Source organism: Spongiibacter tropicus DSM 19543 (genome assembly GCF_000420325.1).
Taxonomy (GTDB): Bacteria; Pseudomonadota; Gammaproteobacteria; order Pseudomonadales; family Spongiibacteraceae; genus Spongiibacter; species Spongiibacter tropicus.
In genome coordinates this window covers 767,268-786,251 of the sequence record NZ_ATUS01000001.1, presented here as the reverse complement: position 1 = coordinate 786,251, position 18,984 = coordinate 767,268, and the positions used below count along the sequence as shown (strand labels likewise).

Sequence of the window (18,984 nt, the reverse complement as noted above, 5' to 3'; positions counted from 1 at the left end):
TTGCGGGCTGTGTTGGCGCGATATGTTTGCAGGATATATTTTCGAGAGCCACTTCGCTCAGTCGAAGCGGAACAGATTGTGCGTTTCCCCGGCACTTACCTGGCCGCGCTGCCCAATCACATCTTCGCTGAGTAGCTGCTTGAACAGGGTCTCGTCCTGCTCAGTGTGGGCGATGAACCGTGCGCCGCTGTCCAGTCGGCCGACGATAATGCCCTGATCGGGAACGCCCTTGTTGCACACAACGGTATAGCTGTCGACACGTGCCGCGCCTTCCGGGGCAGCCTCAACCTGAGGGTGAGGGGCATTGTCGATACGTGCCTGAAGCTCGCGGTCATCGCCGCGCTGCCACGCTGAACTGGGCGGTGTGGCGCTGTACACGCCGATGGACTGCTTGGTCATGTACCAGCCGTTCGCGGTAATCAGGCCGCGGTCCTCTGGCCGTTCGCGCAGTTGCTGAACGATCGTCGTAATCGCGTGCAGGCTGTAACTGTGGCCGGGGCCGCCGAAGTAGGGCAGACCGCCGGTCAGGCTCAGGGCACGGTCGCCAAAGGGGTCGATCGACAGGGCGTCGCAGGCGAGTTCGACGGCGCAGGGGAAGCAGCTATACAAATCCATGATGGCGATGTCATCGATATCACAACCCGCGCGTTGCAACGCCGCCTTACCCGCGATTTCAATGGAGCTTGAACGGGACAGGTCTTCGCGCTCCGAGACATACCACACTTCATTGGCGTCAGCGCAGCCGTGCAGATAAATCCAGCGGTCGCTGGCAATGCCAAGCTCACGGGCAGTACCTACCGTGGTAAGAATGACGGCGGCAGCCATGTCGACGTTCATCTGCGCGCAGAGATAGCGGTTGTACGGAAAGGCCAGATAGGGGCTGCTGTCGCCAAAGCTCATCAGCGTCGAGGCATCGCGGGGGCGCTGGTAAGACCAGGCATCCGGGTTTTCACAGGCGGTATGGCTAAGGCCTTCCATAATGCGGCCGATATGCGCGAGGTGCTGTTCCAGCGTGTGGCCGTAGCGGTGGCGCAGTGCGTTTTCAAACAGCGGGTACATGTGAGTGGGCAGCCACAGATTGTGGCGGTGCTCTTCGGCATTGGCGCCGTCGCGATTGGGCCAGGGTTCGTCGCATTGTCCCGGCTCGGCCTTTGGCCAGTGACTGATGTCGTGCCCGTTGCCGAGCAATGCACGCAGACTGGCGCTCAGTTCGCCGCCGGCAATGGCAACCGCGCGGGCTTTGCCTTCATGCAGTTGTTGGGCGAAATGGTTGACCAGCATCTGCGGCCCGTTGCCGCCTTCGGGGGCTTTGAGGCAGCGGCTGTCGAAGCCGAGCCGCTTGGCCAGTTCAATGGACGGATACTGTGGTAGCAGGGCCGCCAGTTCCGGAGTGACCTCCAGCAGGCTGGGCTCGGTGATCAGGACGTCAATAGCGCCTTGCAGTGCTTTGTAGGCACCACTGTCTTCCATCGCCAGCTCAATCGCACATTGCAGTGCATCGACGGGAGTGCGTTCCCGGTGGCCGCTGTCTCGAAAGGTACGCTGGCCAACGCCAACGAGAATGGGGGTGTTGTCTGCAACTGTCATAGTCAGCCCTTGTGGCGGATCGCATTATGGTGGTGGCAAGTATCGCAATAACTCGCGGCAGGGGCGAGTGCTAAACCGATTGTGCCAGCCTTTGTGATGGGCTTTAGCGGCGCGGCGCGCCAGCTTGGTTAGCGGGCGCCACGGGCTCTTCCCGACCACTGTTCTGGCGCATACGCCGGGGGGAAACCGCATAGTAGTCGCTGAACGCCCGGTTGAAGTTATTGGGGTGGGTGTAACCTAGCTGAAAGGCAATTTCCTTGAGGCTGAGCCCGGTGCTGGTCAGGTATTCCTTTGCCAATTCCATGCGGACTTCCAGGCACAGTCGCCGGAAATTGACCCCGGCATTTTCGAGATGACGGCGCAGACTGCGAGGGCTCATATTCAGCAGTTGAGCTGTGTTGTCTAATTGAAAGGCCGTGTCATGGGGACGCGACATCAGCAGCCGCTTTACCCGCTGCACGATGCTGGCGCTGCGGTAGCTTTCTCCCAGCAAGCGTTGTACCTGACGGGCACAGTCGGCAGCCGCTTGTTCGTTACCGCTGGGAATGCGGCGTTTTAGCCAGGCGGTGGGCAGCATGATGACATTGCGCGGAGCGTCGAAAATAACGTCGCAGCCCAGCATTTCCCGATAGCGTGAGTGGTGGGCAGGCGCGCTGATGCTCAGTTCAAGCCGGTCGGGCACCGCGGCGCGTCCCTCTGGAAGAATCGCCTGTATATAGCGCCAGGCCGCGACGCTGCACAGTTCCATCAGCAATGCCTGAATGGGCAAGGCGTTGTCGGTGAGGTGAAAAAATACGCGGGACTGCTCTGGACCGGTTTCAAGTTGCACTTGCACCAGAAAGCTCACTTCGCTGAAGGCGTGGCAGCTGATCATGGTGGCCTGTTCGCAACTCGGCGAGGTCAGCATGGCGTAGCCCAGCAGGCCGAGATCGCTGAGCTGAGCCAAGTCGCCGAGCTCCAGTGCGATTTCGGGTGCCTCGCTGCGACGGAGCTCCTGCAACAGGATCAATGCATCTGCCAGCGGGTTGGCACTGTAGTGTTGCCACCATTGCTCGGTGAGCTGGCAGCGCCGGCCCAGCTCGGCGCAATCCACCGCCGGGTAACGACTTTGCAATACGCGCCACAGCACTCTGAGGAGGCGGGTGCCGAGTTGCTCTATTTCAATAAGTTGCACAGGAAATGATCAGCTATGGCCGGTAATGATAGAAAGTGGCGGTCACTAATGATAATACTTTCCGTGGCGCGGGGGGACAAGTGGGCGGGGAATCTTGCTAGTCTGGAACCACTGCAAATGCGGGCATGAGCGTTTGTGAAACCATAACAATAATGCAGTGGGCCGATGGGGCACTGCCATGCAAGCCGGGGGATGTTGCCATGCGCACACCGACAGTATGCAAAGAGTACCTCGATAATCTTCTCGAATATTTATACGGACAGGGCGTAACCCAGCGGCAGCTTCACTCGCTGCTGCGCTTGAATCCGCTGGCCCACCTGAGTGATCAGGGGCGTGTGCCACTGCGGCTGTTTGAGATGACGCTGGATGCGGGCAGCACGCTGCTGCATGACCCTTGCCTTGGGGCGCGAGCCGGAACGCATTGTTCCCGAAGCCCTTGGGGCATGGTGAATTATCTGGGAATGAGCGCCGCCAATACCCGTCAGGCGGTGGAATCGATGCAGCGCTTTTCGCGCTTATTGATCGATCAGGGCGACATGGTGCTGAGTGAGATCGACAGCAAAACCATCTGCCTTAGCTGGCAACTGGCGCCGCGCCAGCAAGTGTCCCGTCAGCTCGTGGAATTCTTTTTTGCCAATTGGTACCGCGTGAATAAACCGCTGCTGGAAAAGGGCTGCGATTTCCGCGAAGTGCATTTCTCTCACCCGGACGATGGCAATGCTCAGGAGCTAGCACGACTGTTTGAGGCGCCGGTGCACTTCTCTCGTAAGATTAATGCCGTGCATTTCAGCAAGGCTTTCCTCGATCAACCCACTCGCTATCCGCACCCTACGATTCACAAATCTCTGGAGCAGGCGGCGTTGATCGAGCTGTCCAACCTCCATTTTGAAGACCGTATTATCAAAGAGGTGCGGGATTGCATCGTCAATCAGCTGGCGGAGGGCGTGCCGCGTTTGGAAGAAGTGTCCGCGCAGCTGGGGATAGCGCCGCGCACCTTGCAGCGCCGCTTGAATAATACGGAAACGAGCTATAAAAGCCTGGTGGATGAAGCGCGCAAAGAGCGTTCTCTCGGATTAATTTCACGCAGTGAACTCGGTCTTCTGGAGATTTCTGCTGAGCTGGGTTTCAGTGACCAGAGTGCTTTTCAGAAGGCATTTAAACGCTGGTACGGCCAGGCGCCAGGCCGCTATCGAATGATGTTGCAGGCTTGTTGATCGCCGGGGTTTTTCCCTTTAAACCGCAGGCGCGGTGATGAGGGCGCCCCCTTGACCTGTTCGCCCGGATTGCGTGTAGTGACCGCTCAACAATAACAGCAAGAGAGCGCACGTATGGACGCTGCACGGGAAATCGAAAACCTGCTTTATCGTTACGCCGAGTTGATAGACCGTGGCGATTTTAAGTCGCTTGCGCAATTGTTCCGTCAGGGGGAAATCTATGCCCCGGCACACAACACGGTGTTTCGGGGTGTCGATGAAGTTGAGGCGATGTACCGCAGCTCCACCCGTCTGTATTCGGATACCGGCACCCCGAAAACCCGGCATGTAATCAGCAATGCCATCATCGAGGTCGATGCCGAAGCGAATATCGCCTCTTCTCGCGCCTGTTATACCGTATTTCAGGCGACCGACGCGCTGCCGTTACAGGCGATCATCAGCGGTCGCTATCACGATCAGTTCAAGCAGTCCGATGAAGGATGGCACTTCGTGCGGCGGGAAATGCATGTGGATCTGCTCGGGGATTTGAGCCAGCATCTACTTTTCGATTTGCAGGGATAAGACAATGCTACTTCAGGGAAAGCGTATTGTGGTGACCGGTGCCAGCGGCGCGCTTGGTCAGGCTACGGTTGCGAGGGCAAGGGCGCATGGCGCGAAGGTGATCTCGCTGTGTCGTCGCGCGGCCACGGCCGATGCCATTGCGGTGGATCTGAGCGATCGGCAGGCGGTACAGCGCGCATTTCAGGAAATCGCCGTGGTTGATGGCTTGTGTAACGTTGCTGGTGGCTTTGCCATGGGCGACTTTGATGTGGACGCTGCCACTGCGACCTGGCAGCGGATGCAGACCATGAACGTGGACACACTGCGCAATGCCACAGCGGCGGTGCTGCCCGGTATGTTGGCGCAGGGGCGTGGTGCCATTGTCAATGTCGGTGCGATTGGCGCTCTGCAGGGGCAGGCGCAGATGAGCGCTTACGGTGCGTCCAAAGCGTCGGTCATGCATTTGACCGAAAGTCTGTCGGCGGAGTATCGCGAGCGGGGCATCAATATTAATGCGGTACTGCCCAGCACGATCGACACGCCAGCCAATCGTGAAGCAATGCCAGAGGCCGATTTTTCGCGCTGGGTTTCGACCGAGCAGTTGGCGGAAGTGATGTGTTTTCTGCTGTCGGAGGCCGCGTCTGGTGTGCACGGTGCACTGCTGCCAGTGCGCGGCCTGAGCTAACTTAGCTGATATTACCGGTCACACGAACACGGCGGCTGGCTGGCGCTTCATCCGTCTTGCGTGCGGCTTCGCGCTTCTTGATGCCATCGTCGATGACGTTTTTGAGTGCGATGATGAGCCCGGTAAAGATAAATGCTCCCGGCGGTAGGATCGCTACCAGCACCGCTTTATAGTCTTCCACTAATACGATCTGCCAGTGTTTGGCGCCTTCGCCAAACAGCAGGTCCATATTGGCGAAGATATGACCGGTGCCGATCACCTCGCGGATGGCGCCGAGCAGCAGCAGAACTGCGGAAAAACCGAGCCCCATAATGAAGCCGTCGTAGAGTGATGGCAGCAGCCGGTTTTTGCTGGCGAAGGCATCGGCACGGCCGAGGATCACGCAGTTGGTGGTTATCAGCGGCAGGAAGATACCGAGAATCTGGAACAGCTCGTAGGCAAACGCCTGCATCAGCAATTCTGTGCAGGTTACCGCTGCGGCGATAATCATCACAAAGGCAGGCAGGCGCACAGCGTCTGAGGTGATATTGCGAATCAGCGAGACACTGGCGTTGGAAACGGTCAGTACAAAGATCGTCGCCAGCCCCATGCCCAGTGCATTGACCACCGAGCCGGTGACCGCCAGCAGCGGACAGAGGCCCAACAGCTGAACGATGGCGGGGTTGTTTTTCCACAAGCCGTTAAGAGACAGTTCGCGGTAGCTGATATCACTCATTGTCTTGTTCCTCGCTGTCGGCTTCGTCCAGCAACATGTTGCGGTTGGCCGCAAAAAATTCCAGTGCGCGGCGCACACTGGCGGTGACGGCGCGGGGCGTGATCGTGGCGCCGGTAAACTGGTCAAATACGCCGCCGTCTTTTTTCACTTTCCACTTTTCAATATCGGGGTTGCCCAGAGCGCGACCGATAAAGTCATCGACCCACTGGCTTTTCTTGTAATCGACCTGATCGCCAAGCCCCGGTGTTTCACGGTGGCTGAGCACTCGTACTCCGGCGATGCTGCCATCGCGCTTGATGCCGATAATCAGATCAATATCGCCGGTATAACCGTCGCGCGCGGTTGCCGGCAAAATGACGGCTTCTACACTGCCGTTTAAACGCGCGCGGTAGGCATTGCGGGTATCGCGCAGACCGAGCAGCTCGCTGTTGTTGAGAGCCACGGCATCGTCCAGCATGCTGTTGTCGTGGGTGTCACGAGGCAGGATTTCCAGCAGTGCACGTTCCTCTGCCGCCCGGATGTTGTCCTGTACCAGGCTTCGGGTCGACAGATAGGTGCCGGCGATCACGCCGGTGGTGAAAATTGCGAACAGACCGAGTAGCAGGCCGTTTTTGGTAATCGACTGGCCAAGCATCAGACTTTTTCCTCTGCTTTCTGTTTGCGGTGACCGTAGGTGCGCGGTTGAGTGTAATGGTCGATAAAGGGCGCGGCAAAGTTCATCAGCAGCACAGAGAACGCAACAGCGTCGGGGTAATTTCCCCAAGCGCGAATGACGTAGATCAGTACGCCAATGGTGGCGCCGTAAGCGAGGCGTCCACGGTTAGATACGGCTGAGGTCACCGGGTCGGTGACGATAAAGAAGGCGCCGAACATCGTTGCACCGCTGAACAGATGGAACAGCACGCCGCCACCGGAGGCGGAGCTGCCGCCGTCGTAGAACAGCAACGCCATGAGGCTCAGTGACAGCAACATGCTTACCGGAGCGTGCCAGGTAAACACCCGGCGATAGAGCAGATACAGGCCACCAAGCAGAAATCCGGCGTTGGCCCATTCCCAACCGATACCGGCAAACTGCCCGAATTGGGGAGTTTGCGCCCACAGGTCAGACAGCATGAGTCCGTCGTTTTGCTTGAGCACATCGAGCGGGGTGGCCATGCTCATGCCGTCCAGTTGACCGCCACTGGCCAGTCCCAGACTGCGCAACAGGGCATCAATGGGGCCCAGTAAATCAGCGGCTGGCACCGCGCCGCGGGGCGCCAGCCAATCGGTCATTTCTACCGGGAAGGAAATCAACAGAAAAACGTAGGCGGCCATGGCGGGATTGAACGGGTTGTAGCCCATGCCGCCATACATATGTTTACAAAGTAAAATGGCAAAGCCGATACCGATCAGCAGCAGCCAGAAAGGGGCGGCGGGGGGCAGCGCAATGCCGAGCAGGATCGCCGTGACGAGAGCACTGCAGTCGCTGAGGTAAAAACCAATCGGCCGTTTGCGCAGTTTCAGTGCCAGGGCTTCAAATGCCAAGGCGCCAGCGCTTGCCCAAAGAATATTGCTGAGCGTTCCGAAACCAAAAAACCAGGTCAGCGCGACCAGGCCCGGCAGGGTAGAAATGATGACCAGACGCATCACACGGCCGGTACTCATCGGGCCATGGGCGTGGGGTGAGGTGATCTTCAAAAAGGCCATGGCTTACTTCTGTTCCTCGCGCAGGGCATCCAGCGTTTGACGGGCAGCCGTCAGCTTGTCCTGCAGTTTGCTGAGAGAGTCCGCAAGGATCTCGGCACTGTCATCTCCGGCCGCTTGCGCCTCGGCCAGCTTTTGCTCGGCCTTGGCCAGACGTTTTTCCAGCGATGCCACATTGTTGGCCGCCTTGTCCGCTTCGCTGAGATCGGCGTTGGCGGCGCGCGCAGCCATGGCGCGGGCAATGGCCTGGGCGGCCGGATCGTCACTGGCGGCTGGCTCAGTAGCTGTCTCTGACGTTGGCGCGTCTGCTTCGGCACCCTGTATTTCCGCCAGTTCGGCTTTCAGTTTGTCGAGCTTGCTCTGGGTCTTCTCGACAGCGGTGGCAAAGGCATCCACTTTGTCGTCGCCCTCGGCTTTTGCGGCCGCCAGCTTGTCTTCTGCTGCGCTCAGGCGCTTGGTGGTGCTGTCGATCTGCGCATTCAGCCGCTCAATCTTGGCCTCCGGCGTTTCGTCCTCGCTGCCGCCGGCCCGCTTAGCTTGCGCGCGGGCGATAGCCGCTGCTGCGGGGTCGAGGTCGGCGGCCGGTTCTGCAGTCGCTGCTTGCGGTTCTATCTTGGCAAGATGTGTTTCCAGCTCCTGCTTGGCGGCAGCCAGCTTGGCGTCTGTTTTTTCGACGGCCGTGCGGAAGGCGTCAACCTTGTCATCGCCGTTGGTTTCAGCAAGCTGAAGTTTTTCCTTCGCGGCTTTCAGGCGTTTCTCGCTGCTGGCAACGGCATTTTCCAGACGCGTGGTTTTTTCTGCCGGGCTTTCTTCCGGTGCGCTGCCATCGCGTTTGGCCTGCGCTCGGGCGATGGCCGCCTGGGCGGGATCTGTCGCGGCTTCGGTACCGGCTTTTTTCGCTTTGCTGCGTTCTATCGCGGCCTGGATAAGGTCGGTTTTGTCGTCGCCCTTGGTGGCGGCGCTGGCTTTGGCCTTGGCGGCTTCCAGGCGCGCTTTGCGCTTGGCTTCTTTCTCTGCCGCCTCGCGTTCAATACGGGCCTGACGCGCTTCAAAGCGCTCCTTGGAGCGTTCAGATTTGATCTTGTCCTGTTCCGCTTGGCGGATTTCCGCTTTGGACGCGCGGTAGTACTGCACCAGCGGGATATTACTGGGGCAGGCATACGAGCAGGCGCCACACTCGATGCAGTCAAACAGATTGTGTTCTTCGAGCTTGTCGTGCTCCTGAGCGCGGGAGAACCAGTACATCTGCTGTGGAAGCAGCGATACCGGGCAGGCCTCCGCGCACATGCCGCAGCGGATACAGGCCTGAGCGGGTGGCGGTGGTGGTAATTCTTCGACGGTGGGCGCCAAGATACAGTTGCTGGTTTTGACCACGGGGACGGCGGTGTCCTGCAGGGTATACCCCATCATCGGCCCGCCCATAATCAGGCGGATGCACTGCTGCTGATTGAAACCACTTTGTTCGAGCAGGTACTGGACCGGGGTGCCGATCAGTACTTCATAATTGCGGGGGTGGGCCACCGCATTACCGGTGACAGTGGTAATGCGAGAGATCAGCGGCTCGCCGAAGCTGACGGCACGGTATATGGCTCTGGCCGTGCCGATGTTCTGACAGACCACGCCGATATCTGCGGGCAGGCCGCCGGAGGGCACTTCGCGCCCGGTCAAAATCTGGATCAGTTGCTTTTCGCCGCCGGAGGGGTATTTGGTCGGAAAGCTGGCGATCTCAATGCCCGTGCCTTCCGCCGCTTTTTGCATCACTGCCAGGGCTTCAGGCTTGTTGTCCTCAATGCCGATCAGGGTGTCGCCTGAGGGCTGAATCAGGTGGCGGAGTATTTCCGCGCCCGCGATGATCTCTGCGGCGTGTTCACGCATGAGAATATCGTCGGCAGTAATGTAGGGTTCGCACTCCGTGCCGTTGAGGATCAGTGTGTCGATCGGCTTGTCTTTGCCGCCGCTGAGTTTCACGGCCGACGGGAAGCCTGCGCCGCCCATGCCAGCAATACCCGCGTTGCGAATTAATTCCAGCAGGCTGGGTTTGTCGAGCTGGGTATAGTCGGCCACGCCCTGGTGGCTGATCCATTCATCCTGTCCATCGCAGTGAATAATGATGCAGGGAGCACTCATACCCGATGGATGGGGAATGACGCGGGCTTCAATGGCTGCCACGGTTCCGGAACTGGGTGCATGAACCGGCGCGCTGACAAAACCCTTGGCCTCGGCAATCATCTGGCCTTTCAATACACGGTCGCCGACTTCTACGATAGGGGCGGCCGGTGCACCGATGTGCTGTGACAACGGTACGATCAGTTGGGCGGGAATGCCCGCTGGGCGGATGGCTTCGCCCAGAGACTGCGTTTTATTCTCGGGCGGATGAATGCCGCCGTGAATATCCCAAATCTTTCTCATTATGCGTGCTTACCCCGGAACGCGTTGAATCAGGCCGCTGCAGAGGACGTGCTGTCCTGGCGATCACTGGCAATCAGGTCTTCGGTTGGTGTCGGTTTATCCCAATGCCAGGTTTGCAGTGTGGTTTCGATGGGGCGCATCTCAATGCAGTCCACCGGGCAAGGCTCAACACAGAGGTCGCAGCCAGTGCATTCGCTGGCGATAACCGTATGCATGTGTTTCGCCGAGCCTAGAATGGCGTCCACCGGACAGGCCTGAATACACTTGGTGCAGCCAATACATTCCTCTTCGCGGATAAACGCCACGGAGGGAACAGACTCTTCGGCGGCATCCAGTGGTTTGGCTTCAACGCCGAGCAGGTCGGCCAGCGCGGCGATGGTAGCTTCACCGCCGGGCGGGCATTTGTTGATTTCGTCGCCATTGGCAATGGCTTCGGCGTAGGGACGGCAGCCGGGGTAGCCACATTGACCACACTGGGTTTGCGGGAGCAGGGACTCGATTTGATCCGCAATGGGGTCGCCTTCCGTTTTGAATTTCACCGAGGCGAAGCCCAGCAGTGCGCCAAAAACCAGTCCGAGACTCAGCAGGGACAGCAGGGCGGCCGCGAAAGGGTGTTGGCTGACAAGTTCAATCATCACAGCTCTCCGCTATACCAGGCCGGCAAAGCCCATAAAGGCCAGCGACATCAGGCCTGCGGTGACCATGCCCACGGCAGCACCTTTAAATGGCATCGGCACATCCGCGACAGCAATGCGTTCGCGCATTGCGGCAAACAGCACCAATACCATGGAAAAGCCCGCAGCGGCGCCAAAGCCGTACAAGGCGGACTCCACGAAGCTGTGCTCTTTGTTGATATTGAGCAGGGCAACGCCGAGAACTGCACAGTTTGTGGTGATCAGCGGCAGGAAAACCCCGAGAACTTTATATAAAAGAGGGCTGGTTTTACGTACGACCATTTCGGTGAACTGAACCACCACGGCAATCACCAGAATAAAGGTGATGGTACGCAGGTACTCCAGGCCAAGCGGCTCCAGCAGCCACTCGTAGGTCATCCAGCTGCAGATCGATGCCAGCGTCAGTACGAAGGTGGTGGCGCTGGACATGCCAATAGCGGTTTCCAGCTTGCCCGATACCCCCATAAAGGGGCACAAGCCCAGGAACTGGACCAACACGAAGTTGTTAACCAGAATGGCGCCCAATAGCAGTATTGAGTAATCCGCAAGCAAAGCCGTTGCCTCTGTCCGTGATTTCACAGCCGTACTTCCAGGATGGAAGCCGGCCGCTGGTTGTTATAAATCGAAATGCTATTTTATTTCGATCAAGTGTTCAATTTAAAATCTTTTAATCCACAAACGCTTATCGGCTACGGCGATAAGCGTTTATTGGATGCGCATCCCCGGTTTGGCGCCATCATCCGGATTCAGCAGCCATATCTCGCTGCCGCCGGGGCCTGCCGCCAGTACCATCCCCTCGGAGACGCCGAAGCGCATTTTGCGCGGTGCCAGGTTGGCGACCAGTACGGTCAGTCGGCCGACCAACTGTTCCGGGCTGTAAGCAGATTTAATGCCGGAGAATACCTGGCGCTGGCCAAGTTCACCGAGGCTTAGCGTCAACTGCAGCAGCTTGTCGGCACCCTCTACGGCCTGTGCGTCGATAATCTCGGCAACACGCAGGTCAATTTTGGCAAAATCCGGAAATTCAATCGTGTCGGCAATGGCGTCGACGTTGTTTTTGGGCGCCTCGCTCTTACTTGTCTTGGGTTCCGCCGCGGCGATGGATTGGCGGCTGTCCTCAACCATGGCATCGACGACTTTGGGGTCGACACGGCCCATCATGGCTTTGAAGTTCTCAATGGGGTGATCGAGCAGTGGCTCGAACGGGCCTTCCCAACTCAGTTTGACGTTAAGGAAGGCTTCGACCTGTTCCGCCAGTTTCGGCAGCACGGGCGCGAGGTAAGTGGCCAGCACCCGGAAATTGTTCAGGCACTGTGAGGCCACGGCGGCGGCTTCGGCAGCGCCGTCGTCGGTCTTGGCCAGTTTCCAGGGTTCGCAGGCATCGAAGTATTCGTTCGTCGCGTCTGCCAGGCCCATGATGTCACGAACCGCTTTGCCGTAATCCCGGTTTTCCAGGTGCGCGGCGATGGTGTCGGCGGCACCGATGACCTGCGACCACAATTCGGCGTTGTGCAGTTCGGCGCTGAGTTTGCCGTTATTGCCTTTGTGCACAAATTTGGCGCTGCGGCTGGCGATGTTGACCAGTTTGCCGATCAGATCCGAATTCACGCGCTGGGTGAAATCTCCCAGGTTGAGGTCGATATCGTCGACGGCCCCTGACAGCTTGGCGGCAAAGTAGTAGCGCAGGTACTCGGCCGGAAGGTGTTTGAGATAGGTTTCCGCCTTGATAAAGGTGCCGCGCGACTTGGACATCTTTTTGCCATTGACGGTCAGGAAGCCGTGAGCGTAGATCGCGGTCGGTTTGCGGAAACCCGCTGAATCGAGCATGGCGGGCCAGAATAGACCGTGGAAATTGATAATGTCTTTGCCGATAAAGTGGTACAGCTCGGCGCTGGAATCTTTGGCCCAGTACTCATCGAAACTGCGGCCTTCGCGTGCGCACCAGTTGGCGCAGCTCGCCATATAGCCGATGGGGGCGTCCAGCCACACGTAGAAATATTTGCCGGGTGCGCCGGGAATCTCGAAGCCAAAGTAGGGCGCGTCGCGGGAGATATCCCAGCTTTGCAGGCCGGCGTCCAGCCACTCGCGGAGTTTATTGGCGATCTGTGGCTGCAGGCTATCGCTGCTGGTCCAGTCTCGCAGTAGCTGTTCAAACTCGGCGAGTTTGAAGAAGTAATGGGTTGAGGCCTTTTCAACCGGGGTGGCGCCGGAAATTGCCGAACGCGGATTGATTAGCTCTGCGGGGGTGTAGGTGGCGCCGCAGACTTCGCAGTTATCGCCGTACTGGTCGTCGGCCTTGCACTTGGGGCACACGCCTTTGATGTAGCGATCGGCAAGAAACAGCTGTTTTTCGGGATCGAAAAGCTGAGTGATTTCCCGGCGTTCAATATGACCGTTGGCATCCAGGCGTTTGTAGATTTCTTCAGAGTAGTGTTGGCACTCTGGAGAATGGGTGCTGTAGTAGTTGTTGAAACGAATCAGGAAACCGTCCAGATCCCGCTCATGTTCGGCTTTCACCCGCGCAATTTGTTCTTCCGGGGTGATACCCAGTTTTTCAGCGGTCAGCATAATGGCCGTGCCGTGGGCATCGTCGGCGCAGAGGTAAACGCAGTCATTGCCGCGCAGCTGCTGAAAGCGCACCCAGATGTCTGTCTGGATGGATTCCAGCAAGTGGCCGAGGTGAAGTGGGCCGTTGGCGTAGGGCAGGGCACTGGTGACCAGAATCTTGCGCGACATGCTAATCCTTTACTTTTCAAAGCGTAATGAACTCGGCTTCTCGCATGGCGTGGTGGTGGCGAGTGCCGGTATGGGGCGCGATACTATAGCGTTTTTGGCGCCAGGGCGCATCCGTTGGGCCGTTGTGAGCGCTAAGGTGGCGGCGTATACTCGCCGCCTTAATTACGGCTTTTAGGGTTTGTGTTGCAGGCCCGGCGATTCAGGAGTAACGAGTGCACGCAGAACAGGCGATACGCGAATGTCTGCTGGCAGCAGTGCTGCCCGGTTTGAGTTCCCCGCTGGCGGAGCTGGCCGACGTGGGGCCGGTGGAGCAGGGTGCCTGCGAAGTGGTGCTGGGGTTTCCGGCGCGTCGTCAGCAACAGCAGTACCAGGATTTTCTGCAGTCCAGGCTCGCCGAGCAGGGCTTGGAGTGCGCGGTATCGGTAGGCTGGCGCGTTGCTTCGCATCAGGGCAGTGAATCCGCGCCGGCCATGGCCAACGTCCGCAATATTATTGCCGTGGCCTCGGGCAAGGGCGGTGTCGGCAAGTCGACCACTTCGGTGAATCTCGCGCTGGCCCTCGCTGCGGAGGGCGCGCGAGTCGGCTTGCTGGATGCCGATATTTACGGCCCCAGCGTGCAGATGATGCTCGGCGTTGCGTCTGGCACCAGGCCCAAGCAATACGGCAGTCAACATCTGTTGCCCGTTGAGGCTCACGGCTTGCAGTCCATGTCGATGGCCTATCTGGTGACCGAGAAAACGCCCATGGTATGGCGTGGTCCGATGGCCAGCGGTGCCCTGCAACAGCTACTGAACCAGACATACTGGCAGGATCTGGATTATCTGATTATTGATATGCCGCCGGGAACCGGTGATATTCAGCTGACGCTGTCGCAGAAAGTGCCGCTGGCCGGTGCTGTGATCGTGACAACGCCCCAGGACATTGCCCTGCTGGATGCCAAAAAAGGCATTGAAATGTTCTCGAAAGTGTCTGTACCGGTGCTGGGTGTCGTGGAAAACATGGCGGTTCACATCTGCAGCCAGTGTGGTCATGCGGAGCATATTTTCGGTGAGGGCGGCGGCGATGCCATTGCGGCGGAATACGGGGTGCCGATGCTTGGTGCACTGCCGCTGTCGCTGCAGATTCGCGAACAGGCTGACAGTGGACAGCCGGTGATGGTGGCTGATCCCGATGGCGAGGCGGCGGGGCTTTACCGCGATGTGGCCTTGAATATGGCTGCCGCACTGGCCAAACGCTCGCGGCACAGCGACGCGGCGCCCAGTATTTCTATCAGCGACGATTAATAAAGAAGCCGCCCTGGGGCGGTGCAGAGGAGCAATATGGCGATTAAATCAGACAAGTGGATTCGTCGCATGGCGGAGTCCGAGGGCATGATTGAGCCCTTTGAGCCCGGTCAGGTGCGTGAGCAGGATGGCAGCAAGATTATTTCCTACGGCACCTCGAGCTATGGTTACGATGTGCGTTGTGCGAACGAATTCAAGGTGTTCACCAATACCTACTCTGCCACCGTTGATCCCAAGGCTTTCGATGAGCGCAGTTTTGTGAACATTACCGGGGACTACTGCATTATTCCCCCGAATTCGTTTGCACTGGCGCGCACCGTGGAATACTTCCGCATTCCGCGCAGTGTGTTGACCGTGTGTCTGGGTAAGTCGACTTATGCTCGCTGCGGCATAATCGTCAATGTCACGCCGTTAGAGCCGGAATGGGAAGGTCATGTGACCTTGGAGTTTTCCAATACCACCACGCTGCCGGCAAAAATTTATGCCAATGAAGGTGTGGCGCAGATGCTGTTCTTTGAATCCGACGAGATTTGTGAAACCAGCTATCGCGACCGCGGCGGGAAGTACCAGGGGCAAAAGGGCGTAACACTGCCTAAAACCTGATGGTGGTAGCGCGCGGTGACGCGCTATTTATTTATCGCCTTGCAGGTCGACACTGAGCAGTTCCAATGCATAGCGCTCGTCATCGTCGATCTGCTCCATTTTGACAATCATGTAATTGAGTGACGGCGCCAGCCACAGGGTGGCCTCGCTGCTGCTGCCCGGCCGCTGTCGATGCAGTTTGACCGTGTCCAGCGCGCCGATGGCCGTTTCCAAACGCTCTTCGCCGAGGCGGGTGAGCGAGTAGGTTTTAATCTTGCCTTTTTTGGCTACCAGCGTTTGCTCCAGACTTTCGTCAAAGGTCCCGGTGATCAGCGCATGGCGCAAGGCCAGCTGTGAACTCAGTTGATCCTGATAGCCGCTCTTGAGTGCTTTTTCCCAGGGGCGGCGCGCCTCTTTGTCGGACACGCGCCCAGCCTGCCAGTCAAAGACAAAATTCTGATCGCTCTTACTGCGAAGATTGTTGTGATACTGGTAAGACAGCGGGCGCAGCGCGCCGTCGACTTCTTCAATCAGGCTCTCTTCGTCGACCTTGAGAAACAAGACGCTGGCATTCTGGCTGAGCCGCCAGTGGTCGCCTTCCTTGCGCAATGTGCGTTCAGCGGTTGCGGCCAGCGCGCCGTTCGTCAGTTGGTATTTGGCTGTGTAGGCTTGTAAAGCGCCAGTGTCTCCGGCGTGGCTGGCTGCCGCACTTGTCACGGTCAGCAGGAAAAGCGCGATGCCCTTCGTGATGACGCCTTTAAGGGAGGTCGTCGAACAAGATGCCGTTTTGCGGAAGAATTGTGCCATCGAGTACCGCCTTTGAGTTTTCCAGAGTCAGTCTGCCCTCGGCGAACCAGCGGGCTGCCAATGGGTAGATGCGATGCTCTTTGGACAGGACCTTGTCGGCAAGAGTTGCAGCAGTATCGCCATCGCAAACTGGTACTTTTGCCTGTAATACCGGCGGTCCGCCGTCCAATTCTTCGGTAACAAAGTGAACCGTGGCGCCAGCCTCGGGGTCGCCAGCGTCCAGTGCGCGCTGGTGAGTGTGGAGTCCGGGGTACTTGGGCAGCAGGGACGGGTGGATATTGAGCAGACGTCCCAGGTAGTGGCGGACAAAGCCGGGCGTGAGGATGCGCATGAAGCCTGCCAGAATGACCAGATCCGGTTGGTATCGGTCTATTTCCGTTTTGAGGGCGTCATCGAAGGACTCGCGGCTGTCGAAGTCGCCGTGGGCAATGCAAGCGGTGGAAATGCCTGCGGCGCGGGCGCGTTCTAGCCCACCCGCTTCGGCCTTGTTGCTGATGACGGCAACAACGCTGCCGCCGGCAAGTTGATCCGACTGCGCGGCATCAATCAGCGATTGCAGATTGGAGCCGCCGCCGGAAATCAGTACGACAATACGACAGGCCATCTTACAGGCCCGACAGTTCCACGCGCTCCTGGTCGTCGTCGGCGGCCTCAATGCTGCCGATAACCGTTGCGTTCTCGCCGTGCTGGCGCAGCATGTCGAGAATGCTGTCCGCCTCGTCGGCGGAAACGGCCATGACCATGCCAATGCCGCAGTTAAAGGTGCGGTACATTTCCCGCGACTCGACATTGCCCTGCTGTTGCAGCCAGTCGAAGATGGCAGGTTGTTCCCAGCTATTGGTGTCGATCACCGCGCGAGTGTTGCGGGGCAGAACACGGGGAATATTTTCCAGCAAGCCGCCGCCGGTGATATGGGCCAGGGCATTCACTTGGAACTGCTTGATGATGTTCAGCACCGGTTTCACGTAGATGCGCGTCGGTGCGAGCAGGGTTTCGCCCAGCGTGCTGTCGCCAAAAGGGCTGTCCAGCGGGTCGCCACTGACATCAATAATTTTGCGAATCAGCGAGTAGCCGTTGGAGTGGGGGCCGGATGAGGCGATGCCGATCAGTTTGTCGCCGATGCGTACTGAGCTGCCGTCGATAATGCCGGATTTTTCCACCACGCCCACACAGAAGCCGGCCAGATCGTAATCTTCGCCTTCATACATGCCGGGCATTTCCGCCGTCTCGCCGCCGACCAGCGCACAGCCGGATTGTTCGCAGCCTTTGCCGATGCCGGTGACAACACTGCTGGCGATATCGACATTGAGTTTGCCGGTGGCGTAGTAGTCGAGGAAAAACAGTGGCTCGGCGCCGGTGACCAGCAGGTCGTTGACGCACATGGCGACGAGGTCGATGCCGATGCTGTCGTGAATGCCGACATCCATGGCCAGCTTGAGCTTGGTGCCCACACCGTCGGTGCCGGACACCAGTACGGGCTCTTTATAGCCGGTGGGCAATTGGCAGAGTGCGCCAAAGCCTCCCAGGCCGCTCATGACTTCCGGGCGGCGGGTGCGCTTGGCAACATCCTTTATCCGCTCAACGAGGGCATCTCCAGCGTCGATGTCGACGCCAGCGTCTTTGTAACTCAGGCTTGGCTTGTTGGTATCGGTCATAGTCGCTTGGCTGTCCATTTTGAGGGCGCTATTCTAGCTTGGTTGGCGTGGCAATTCAGCAGCTAAATCGGGAATTTTGGCCTAGTTCAGGACTTGGCTATTGCAGCTTGCTACACTGTCGCGCCATATACAGGGAGCGAGGTTTACCTACTGTGAGAGTTGCGCTGACGCGACCACTGCTGTTGTTACTGCTGTTGCTGGGCAGTCTCGGCAGTCACGCTGATATTGTTGATAATCTCTACGACGTGCGTCTGCCGGTGGCCGATCAGAGTCGCGACGCCCGTAGAACGGTGGCGGGGCAGGGGTTGGAGCTGGTGATGATTCGGGTATCGGGGAATCGCAACCCCGCTGAGTCTCCTGCAATTGTTGAGGCCTTGTCATCCCCGGAACCCTTTCTGACGCGTTTTCGCTATCAGCGCCAAGACACTGAAGATGGCGGCAGTGAGTTGTGGTTGGACATGGCATTTTCTCCCCGCCAGGTGAATTCGGCGCTTCAGTCCGCGGGCTTGCCCGTGTGGTCGGCGAATCGTCCCCCGGTATTGCTTTGGCTGCTGGTTGATACTGAGGAAGGGCGGCAATTTGTCGGGTCTGGCGCTGCCGCAGATGTTGAGCAGCAGCTGCGCGACGACGTTCGGCGTCGCGGGCTGGCCTTGCAGTTGCCGCTGTTTGATCTGGTTGATGCCTCGAATCTCAGCAGTGACGCGCTGTGGACGCTGTCCGTCGATCAGGTACGAGAGGCGTCGCAGCGTTACGGTTCGCCTTTTGTTCTGATGGGCAGGGCAACGCGGCTATCCAGTGGGCAGTGGCTCGCCAGTTGGGTGTTGCTGGATGGTGATAATACCCAGCGCTTCGACAGCGATGGTGATGACGCATCATTTATGGTTGGCGCAATTGATCGCGTCGCGGATCTTCAGGCTCAGCGTTACGCCGTACAAACCTCAGGTGGCGGCGCGGAAGGCAGCGGTACGCTGGTGCATATCGACGGACTGGAGAGCTTTGCGGATTACGCGCAAATGGTGACCTATCTCGAGTCTCTGGCGGTGATCAAGCATGCCAACCCGGCGTGGATGTCGGGTAACGAATTGGTGCTGGACCTTGTGTTGAACGGTGATATGGAAAAAGTGCAGCGTTTTCTGCAACTTGACGGTCGCCTTCGTGAGCGGTCGCTCGACGAGCGAATGAGCAATGCGCCGCTGCCAGTGACGGCCTATTATCGCTGGCAGGGACGGCGTTAAAGGTG

At 58.5% G+C, this 18,984-nt stretch carries 18 protein-coding genes; 6 read left to right on the top strand and 12 right to left on the bottom strand.

Annotated features, from left to right (window positions below; translation table 11 throughout):
* Positions 1 to 57 precede the first annotated feature (57 nt).
* Together G411_RS0103745 and G411_RS0103740 are read right to left on the bottom strand one after the other, a co-directional pair.
* On the bottom strand, positions 58 to 1,587 hold the full coding sequence (locus tag G411_RS0103745; RefSeq protein WP_022957834.1) for an acetyl-CoA acetyltransferase: 1,530 nt from the start codon (positions 1,585 to 1,587) through the stop codon (positions 58 to 60).
* Positions 1,588 to 1,690: 103 nt separating this feature from the next.
* Positions 1,691 to 2,761 carry a helix-turn-helix domain-containing protein gene (locus G411_RS0103740; RefSeq protein ID WP_022957833.1) on the bottom strand — a complete coding sequence of 357 codons (1,071 nt, stop codon included), beginning with the start codon at positions 2,759 to 2,761 and terminating at the stop codon, positions 1,691 to 1,693.
* Between the two features lie 200 nt (positions 2,762 to 2,961).
* Between G411_RS0103740 and G411_RS0103730 the strand changes: the two genes are divergently transcribed.
* The 3 genes from G411_RS0103730 (at position 2,962) to G411_RS0103720 (ending at position 5,200) form a co-directional block, all read left to right on the top strand.
* Positions 2,962 to 3,975, top strand: a complete 1,014-nt coding sequence (locus G411_RS0103730; RefSeq protein ID WP_084495449.1) for an AraC family transcriptional regulator — start codon at positions 2,962 to 2,964, stop codon at positions 3,973 to 3,975.
* A 114-nt stretch (positions 3,976 to 4,089) separates the two neighbouring features.
* Positions 4,090 to 4,536, top strand: coding sequence for a nuclear transport factor 2 family protein (locus tag G411_RS0103725; protein WP_022957831.1), 447 nt, complete (start codon positions 4,090 to 4,092; stop codon positions 4,534 to 4,536).
* Between the two features lie 4 nt (positions 4,537 to 4,540).
* Positions 4,541 to 5,200 carry an SDR family NAD(P)-dependent oxidoreductase gene (locus tag G411_RS0103720; RefSeq protein ID WP_022957830.1) on the top strand — a complete coding sequence of 220 codons (660 nt, stop codon included), beginning with the start codon at positions 4,541 to 4,543 and terminating at the stop codon, positions 5,198 to 5,200.
* Position 5,201: 1 nt separating this feature from the next.
* On the opposite strand, the gene G411_RS0103715 is transcribed toward G411_RS0103720, so the two are convergent.
* The 7 genes from G411_RS0103715 to metG all read right to left on the bottom strand — a co-directional run bounded on the left by G411_RS0103715 (position 5,202) and on the right by metG (position 13,417).
* Positions 5,202 to 5,915, bottom strand: coding sequence for an electron transport complex subunit E (locus G411_RS0103715; RefSeq protein ID WP_022957829.1), 714 nt, complete (start codon positions 5,913 to 5,915; stop codon positions 5,202 to 5,204).
* Positions 5,908 to 6,549: an electron transport complex subunit RsxG gene (gene rsxG / locus G411_RS0103710; protein WP_022957828.1), complete on the bottom strand. Its 642-nt coding sequence runs from the start codon at positions 6,547 to 6,549 to the stop codon at positions 5,908 to 5,910. Before rsxG ends, G411_RS0103715 begins: the two co-directional genes overlap by 8 nt.
* Positions 6,549 to 7,601: an electron transport complex subunit RsxD gene (gene rsxD, locus G411_RS0103705; RefSeq protein ID WP_022957827.1), complete on the bottom strand. Its 1,053-nt coding sequence runs from the start codon at positions 7,599 to 7,601 to the stop codon at positions 6,549 to 6,551. Before rsxD ends, rsxG begins: the two co-directional genes overlap by 1 nt.
* Positions 7,602 to 7,604: 3 nt before the next feature.
* Positions 7,605 to 10,007, bottom strand: a complete 2,403-nt coding sequence (rsxC, locus tag G411_RS0103700; RefSeq protein WP_022957826.1) for an electron transport complex subunit RsxC — start codon at positions 10,005 to 10,007, stop codon at positions 7,605 to 7,607.
* A gap of 29 nt (positions 10,008 to 10,036) precedes the next feature.
* Positions 10,037 to 10,642: an electron transport complex subunit RsxB gene (rsxB, locus tag G411_RS0103695; protein ID WP_022957825.1), complete on the bottom strand. Its 606-nt coding sequence runs from the start codon at positions 10,640 to 10,642 to the stop codon at positions 10,037 to 10,039.
* 12 nt (positions 10,643 to 10,654) lie between these two features.
* The gene (gene rsxA, locus G411_RS0103690) at positions 10,655 to 11,233 is read right to left on the bottom strand and encodes an electron transport complex subunit RsxA (RefSeq protein WP_022957824.1); all 579 of its coding nucleotides are present in this window, start codon (positions 11,231 to 11,233) and stop codon (positions 10,655 to 10,657) included.
* Between the two features lie 153 nt (positions 11,234 to 11,386).
* Complete coding sequence (metG, locus tag G411_RS0103685; protein ID WP_022957823.1) at positions 11,387 to 13,417, bottom strand: methionine--tRNA ligase; 2,031 nt, start codon at positions 13,415 to 13,417, stop codon at positions 11,387 to 11,389.
* 212 nt (positions 13,418 to 13,629) lie between these two features.
* On the opposite strand from metG, the gene apbC reads away from it, so the two are divergent.
* Together apbC and dcd are read left to right on the top strand one after the other, a co-directional pair.
* Positions 13,630 to 14,700 (top strand): iron-sulfur cluster carrier protein ApbC, encoded by a 1,071-nt coding sequence (gene apbC, locus G411_RS0103675; protein WP_022957821.1) that lies wholly within the window; start codon positions 13,630 to 13,632, stop codon positions 14,698 to 14,700.
* A gap of 36 nt (positions 14,701 to 14,736) precedes the next feature.
* Complete coding sequence (dcd, locus tag G411_RS0103670) at positions 14,737 to 15,303, top strand: dCTP deaminase (RefSeq protein ID WP_022957820.1); 567 nt, start codon at positions 14,737 to 14,739, stop codon at positions 15,301 to 15,303.
* Between the two features lie 27 nt (positions 15,304 to 15,330).
* Here dcd and G411_RS21300 read toward each other — a convergent pair whose 3' ends face one another.
* Genes G411_RS21300 through purM form a run of 3 tightly spaced genes read right to left on the bottom strand, consistent with a single transcriptional unit; the run spans position 15,331 to position 17,744 of the window.
* Entirely contained in the window at positions 15,331 to 16,089 is a 759-nt protein-coding gene (locus tag G411_RS21300) for a DUF3108 domain-containing protein (protein ID WP_084495242.1), read from the bottom strand.
* The gene (purN, locus tag G411_RS0103660; protein ID WP_022957818.1) at positions 16,040 to 16,693 is read right to left on the bottom strand and encodes a phosphoribosylglycinamide formyltransferase; all 654 of its coding nucleotides are present in this window, start codon (positions 16,691 to 16,693) and stop codon (positions 16,040 to 16,042) included. The genes G411_RS21300 and purN overlap by 50 nt, the downstream gene beginning before the upstream one ends.
* Position 16,694: 1 nt before the next feature.
* Complete coding sequence (purM, locus tag G411_RS0103655) at positions 16,695 to 17,744, bottom strand: phosphoribosylformylglycinamidine cyclo-ligase (RefSeq protein ID WP_022957817.1); 1,050 nt, start codon at positions 17,742 to 17,744, stop codon at positions 16,695 to 16,697.
* Positions 17,745 to 17,896: 152 nt separating this feature from the next.
* Here purM and G411_RS0103650 point away from each other — a divergent pair, with 152 nt between their 5' ends.
* On the top strand, positions 17,897 to 18,979 hold the full coding sequence (locus G411_RS0103650; RefSeq protein WP_022957816.1) for a DUF2066 domain-containing protein: 1,083 nt from the start codon (positions 17,897 to 17,899) through the stop codon (positions 18,977 to 18,979).
* Positions 18,980 to 18,984 lie beyond the last annotated feature (5 nt).

Excerpts from the sequence above, each read along its gene's own strand:
- G411_RS0103745 (WP_022957834.1), bottom strand. The coding sequence starts at position 1,587 with ATGACAGTTGCAGACAACACCCCCATTCTCGTTGGCGTTGGCCAGCGT.
- G411_RS0103730 (WP_084495449.1), top strand. The coding sequence starts at position 2,962 with ATGCGCACACCGACAGTATGCAAAGAGTACCTCGATAATCTTCTCGAA.
- G411_RS0103725 (WP_022957831.1), top strand. The coding sequence starts at position 4,090 with ATGGACGCTGCACGGGAAATCGAAAACCTGCTTTATCGTTACGCCGAG.
- G411_RS0103720 (WP_022957830.1), top strand. The coding sequence starts at position 4,541 with ATGCTACTTCAGGGAAAGCGTATTGTGGTGACCGGTGCCAGCGGCGCG.
- G411_RS0103715 (WP_022957829.1), bottom strand. The coding sequence starts at position 5,915 with ATGAGTGATATCAGCTACCGCGAACTGTCTCTTAACGGCTTGTGGAAA.
- rsxG (WP_022957828.1), bottom strand. The coding sequence starts at position 6,549 with ATGCTTGGCCAGTCGATTACCAAAAACGGCCTGCTACTCGGTCTGTTC.
- rsxD (WP_022957827.1), bottom strand. The coding sequence starts at position 7,601 with ATGGCCTTTTTGAAGATCACCTCACCCCACGCCCATGGCCCGATGAGT.
- rsxC (WP_022957826.1), bottom strand. The coding sequence starts at position 10,007 with ATGAGAAAGATTTGGGATATTCACGGCGGCATTCATCCGCCCGAGAAT.
- rsxB (WP_022957825.1), bottom strand. The coding sequence starts at position 10,642 with ATGATTGAACTTGTCAGCCAACACCCTTTCGCGGCCGCCCTGCTGTCC.
- metG (WP_022957823.1), bottom strand. The coding sequence starts at position 13,417 with ATGTCGCGCAAGATTCTGGTCACCAGTGCCCTGCCCTACGCCAACGGC.
- dcd (WP_022957820.1), top strand. The coding sequence starts at position 14,737 with ATGGCGATTAAATCAGACAAGTGGATTCGTCGCATGGCGGAGTCCGAG.
- G411_RS21300 (WP_084495242.1), bottom strand. The coding sequence starts at position 16,089 with ATGGCACAATTCTTCCGCAAAACGGCATCTTGTTCGACGACCTCCCTT.
- purN (WP_022957818.1), bottom strand. The coding sequence starts at position 16,693 with ATGGCCTGTCGTATTGTCGTACTGATTTCCGGCGGCGGCTCCAATCTG.
- purM (WP_022957817.1), bottom strand. The coding sequence starts at position 17,744 with ATGACCGATACCAACAAGCCAAGCCTGAGTTACAAAGACGCTGGCGTC.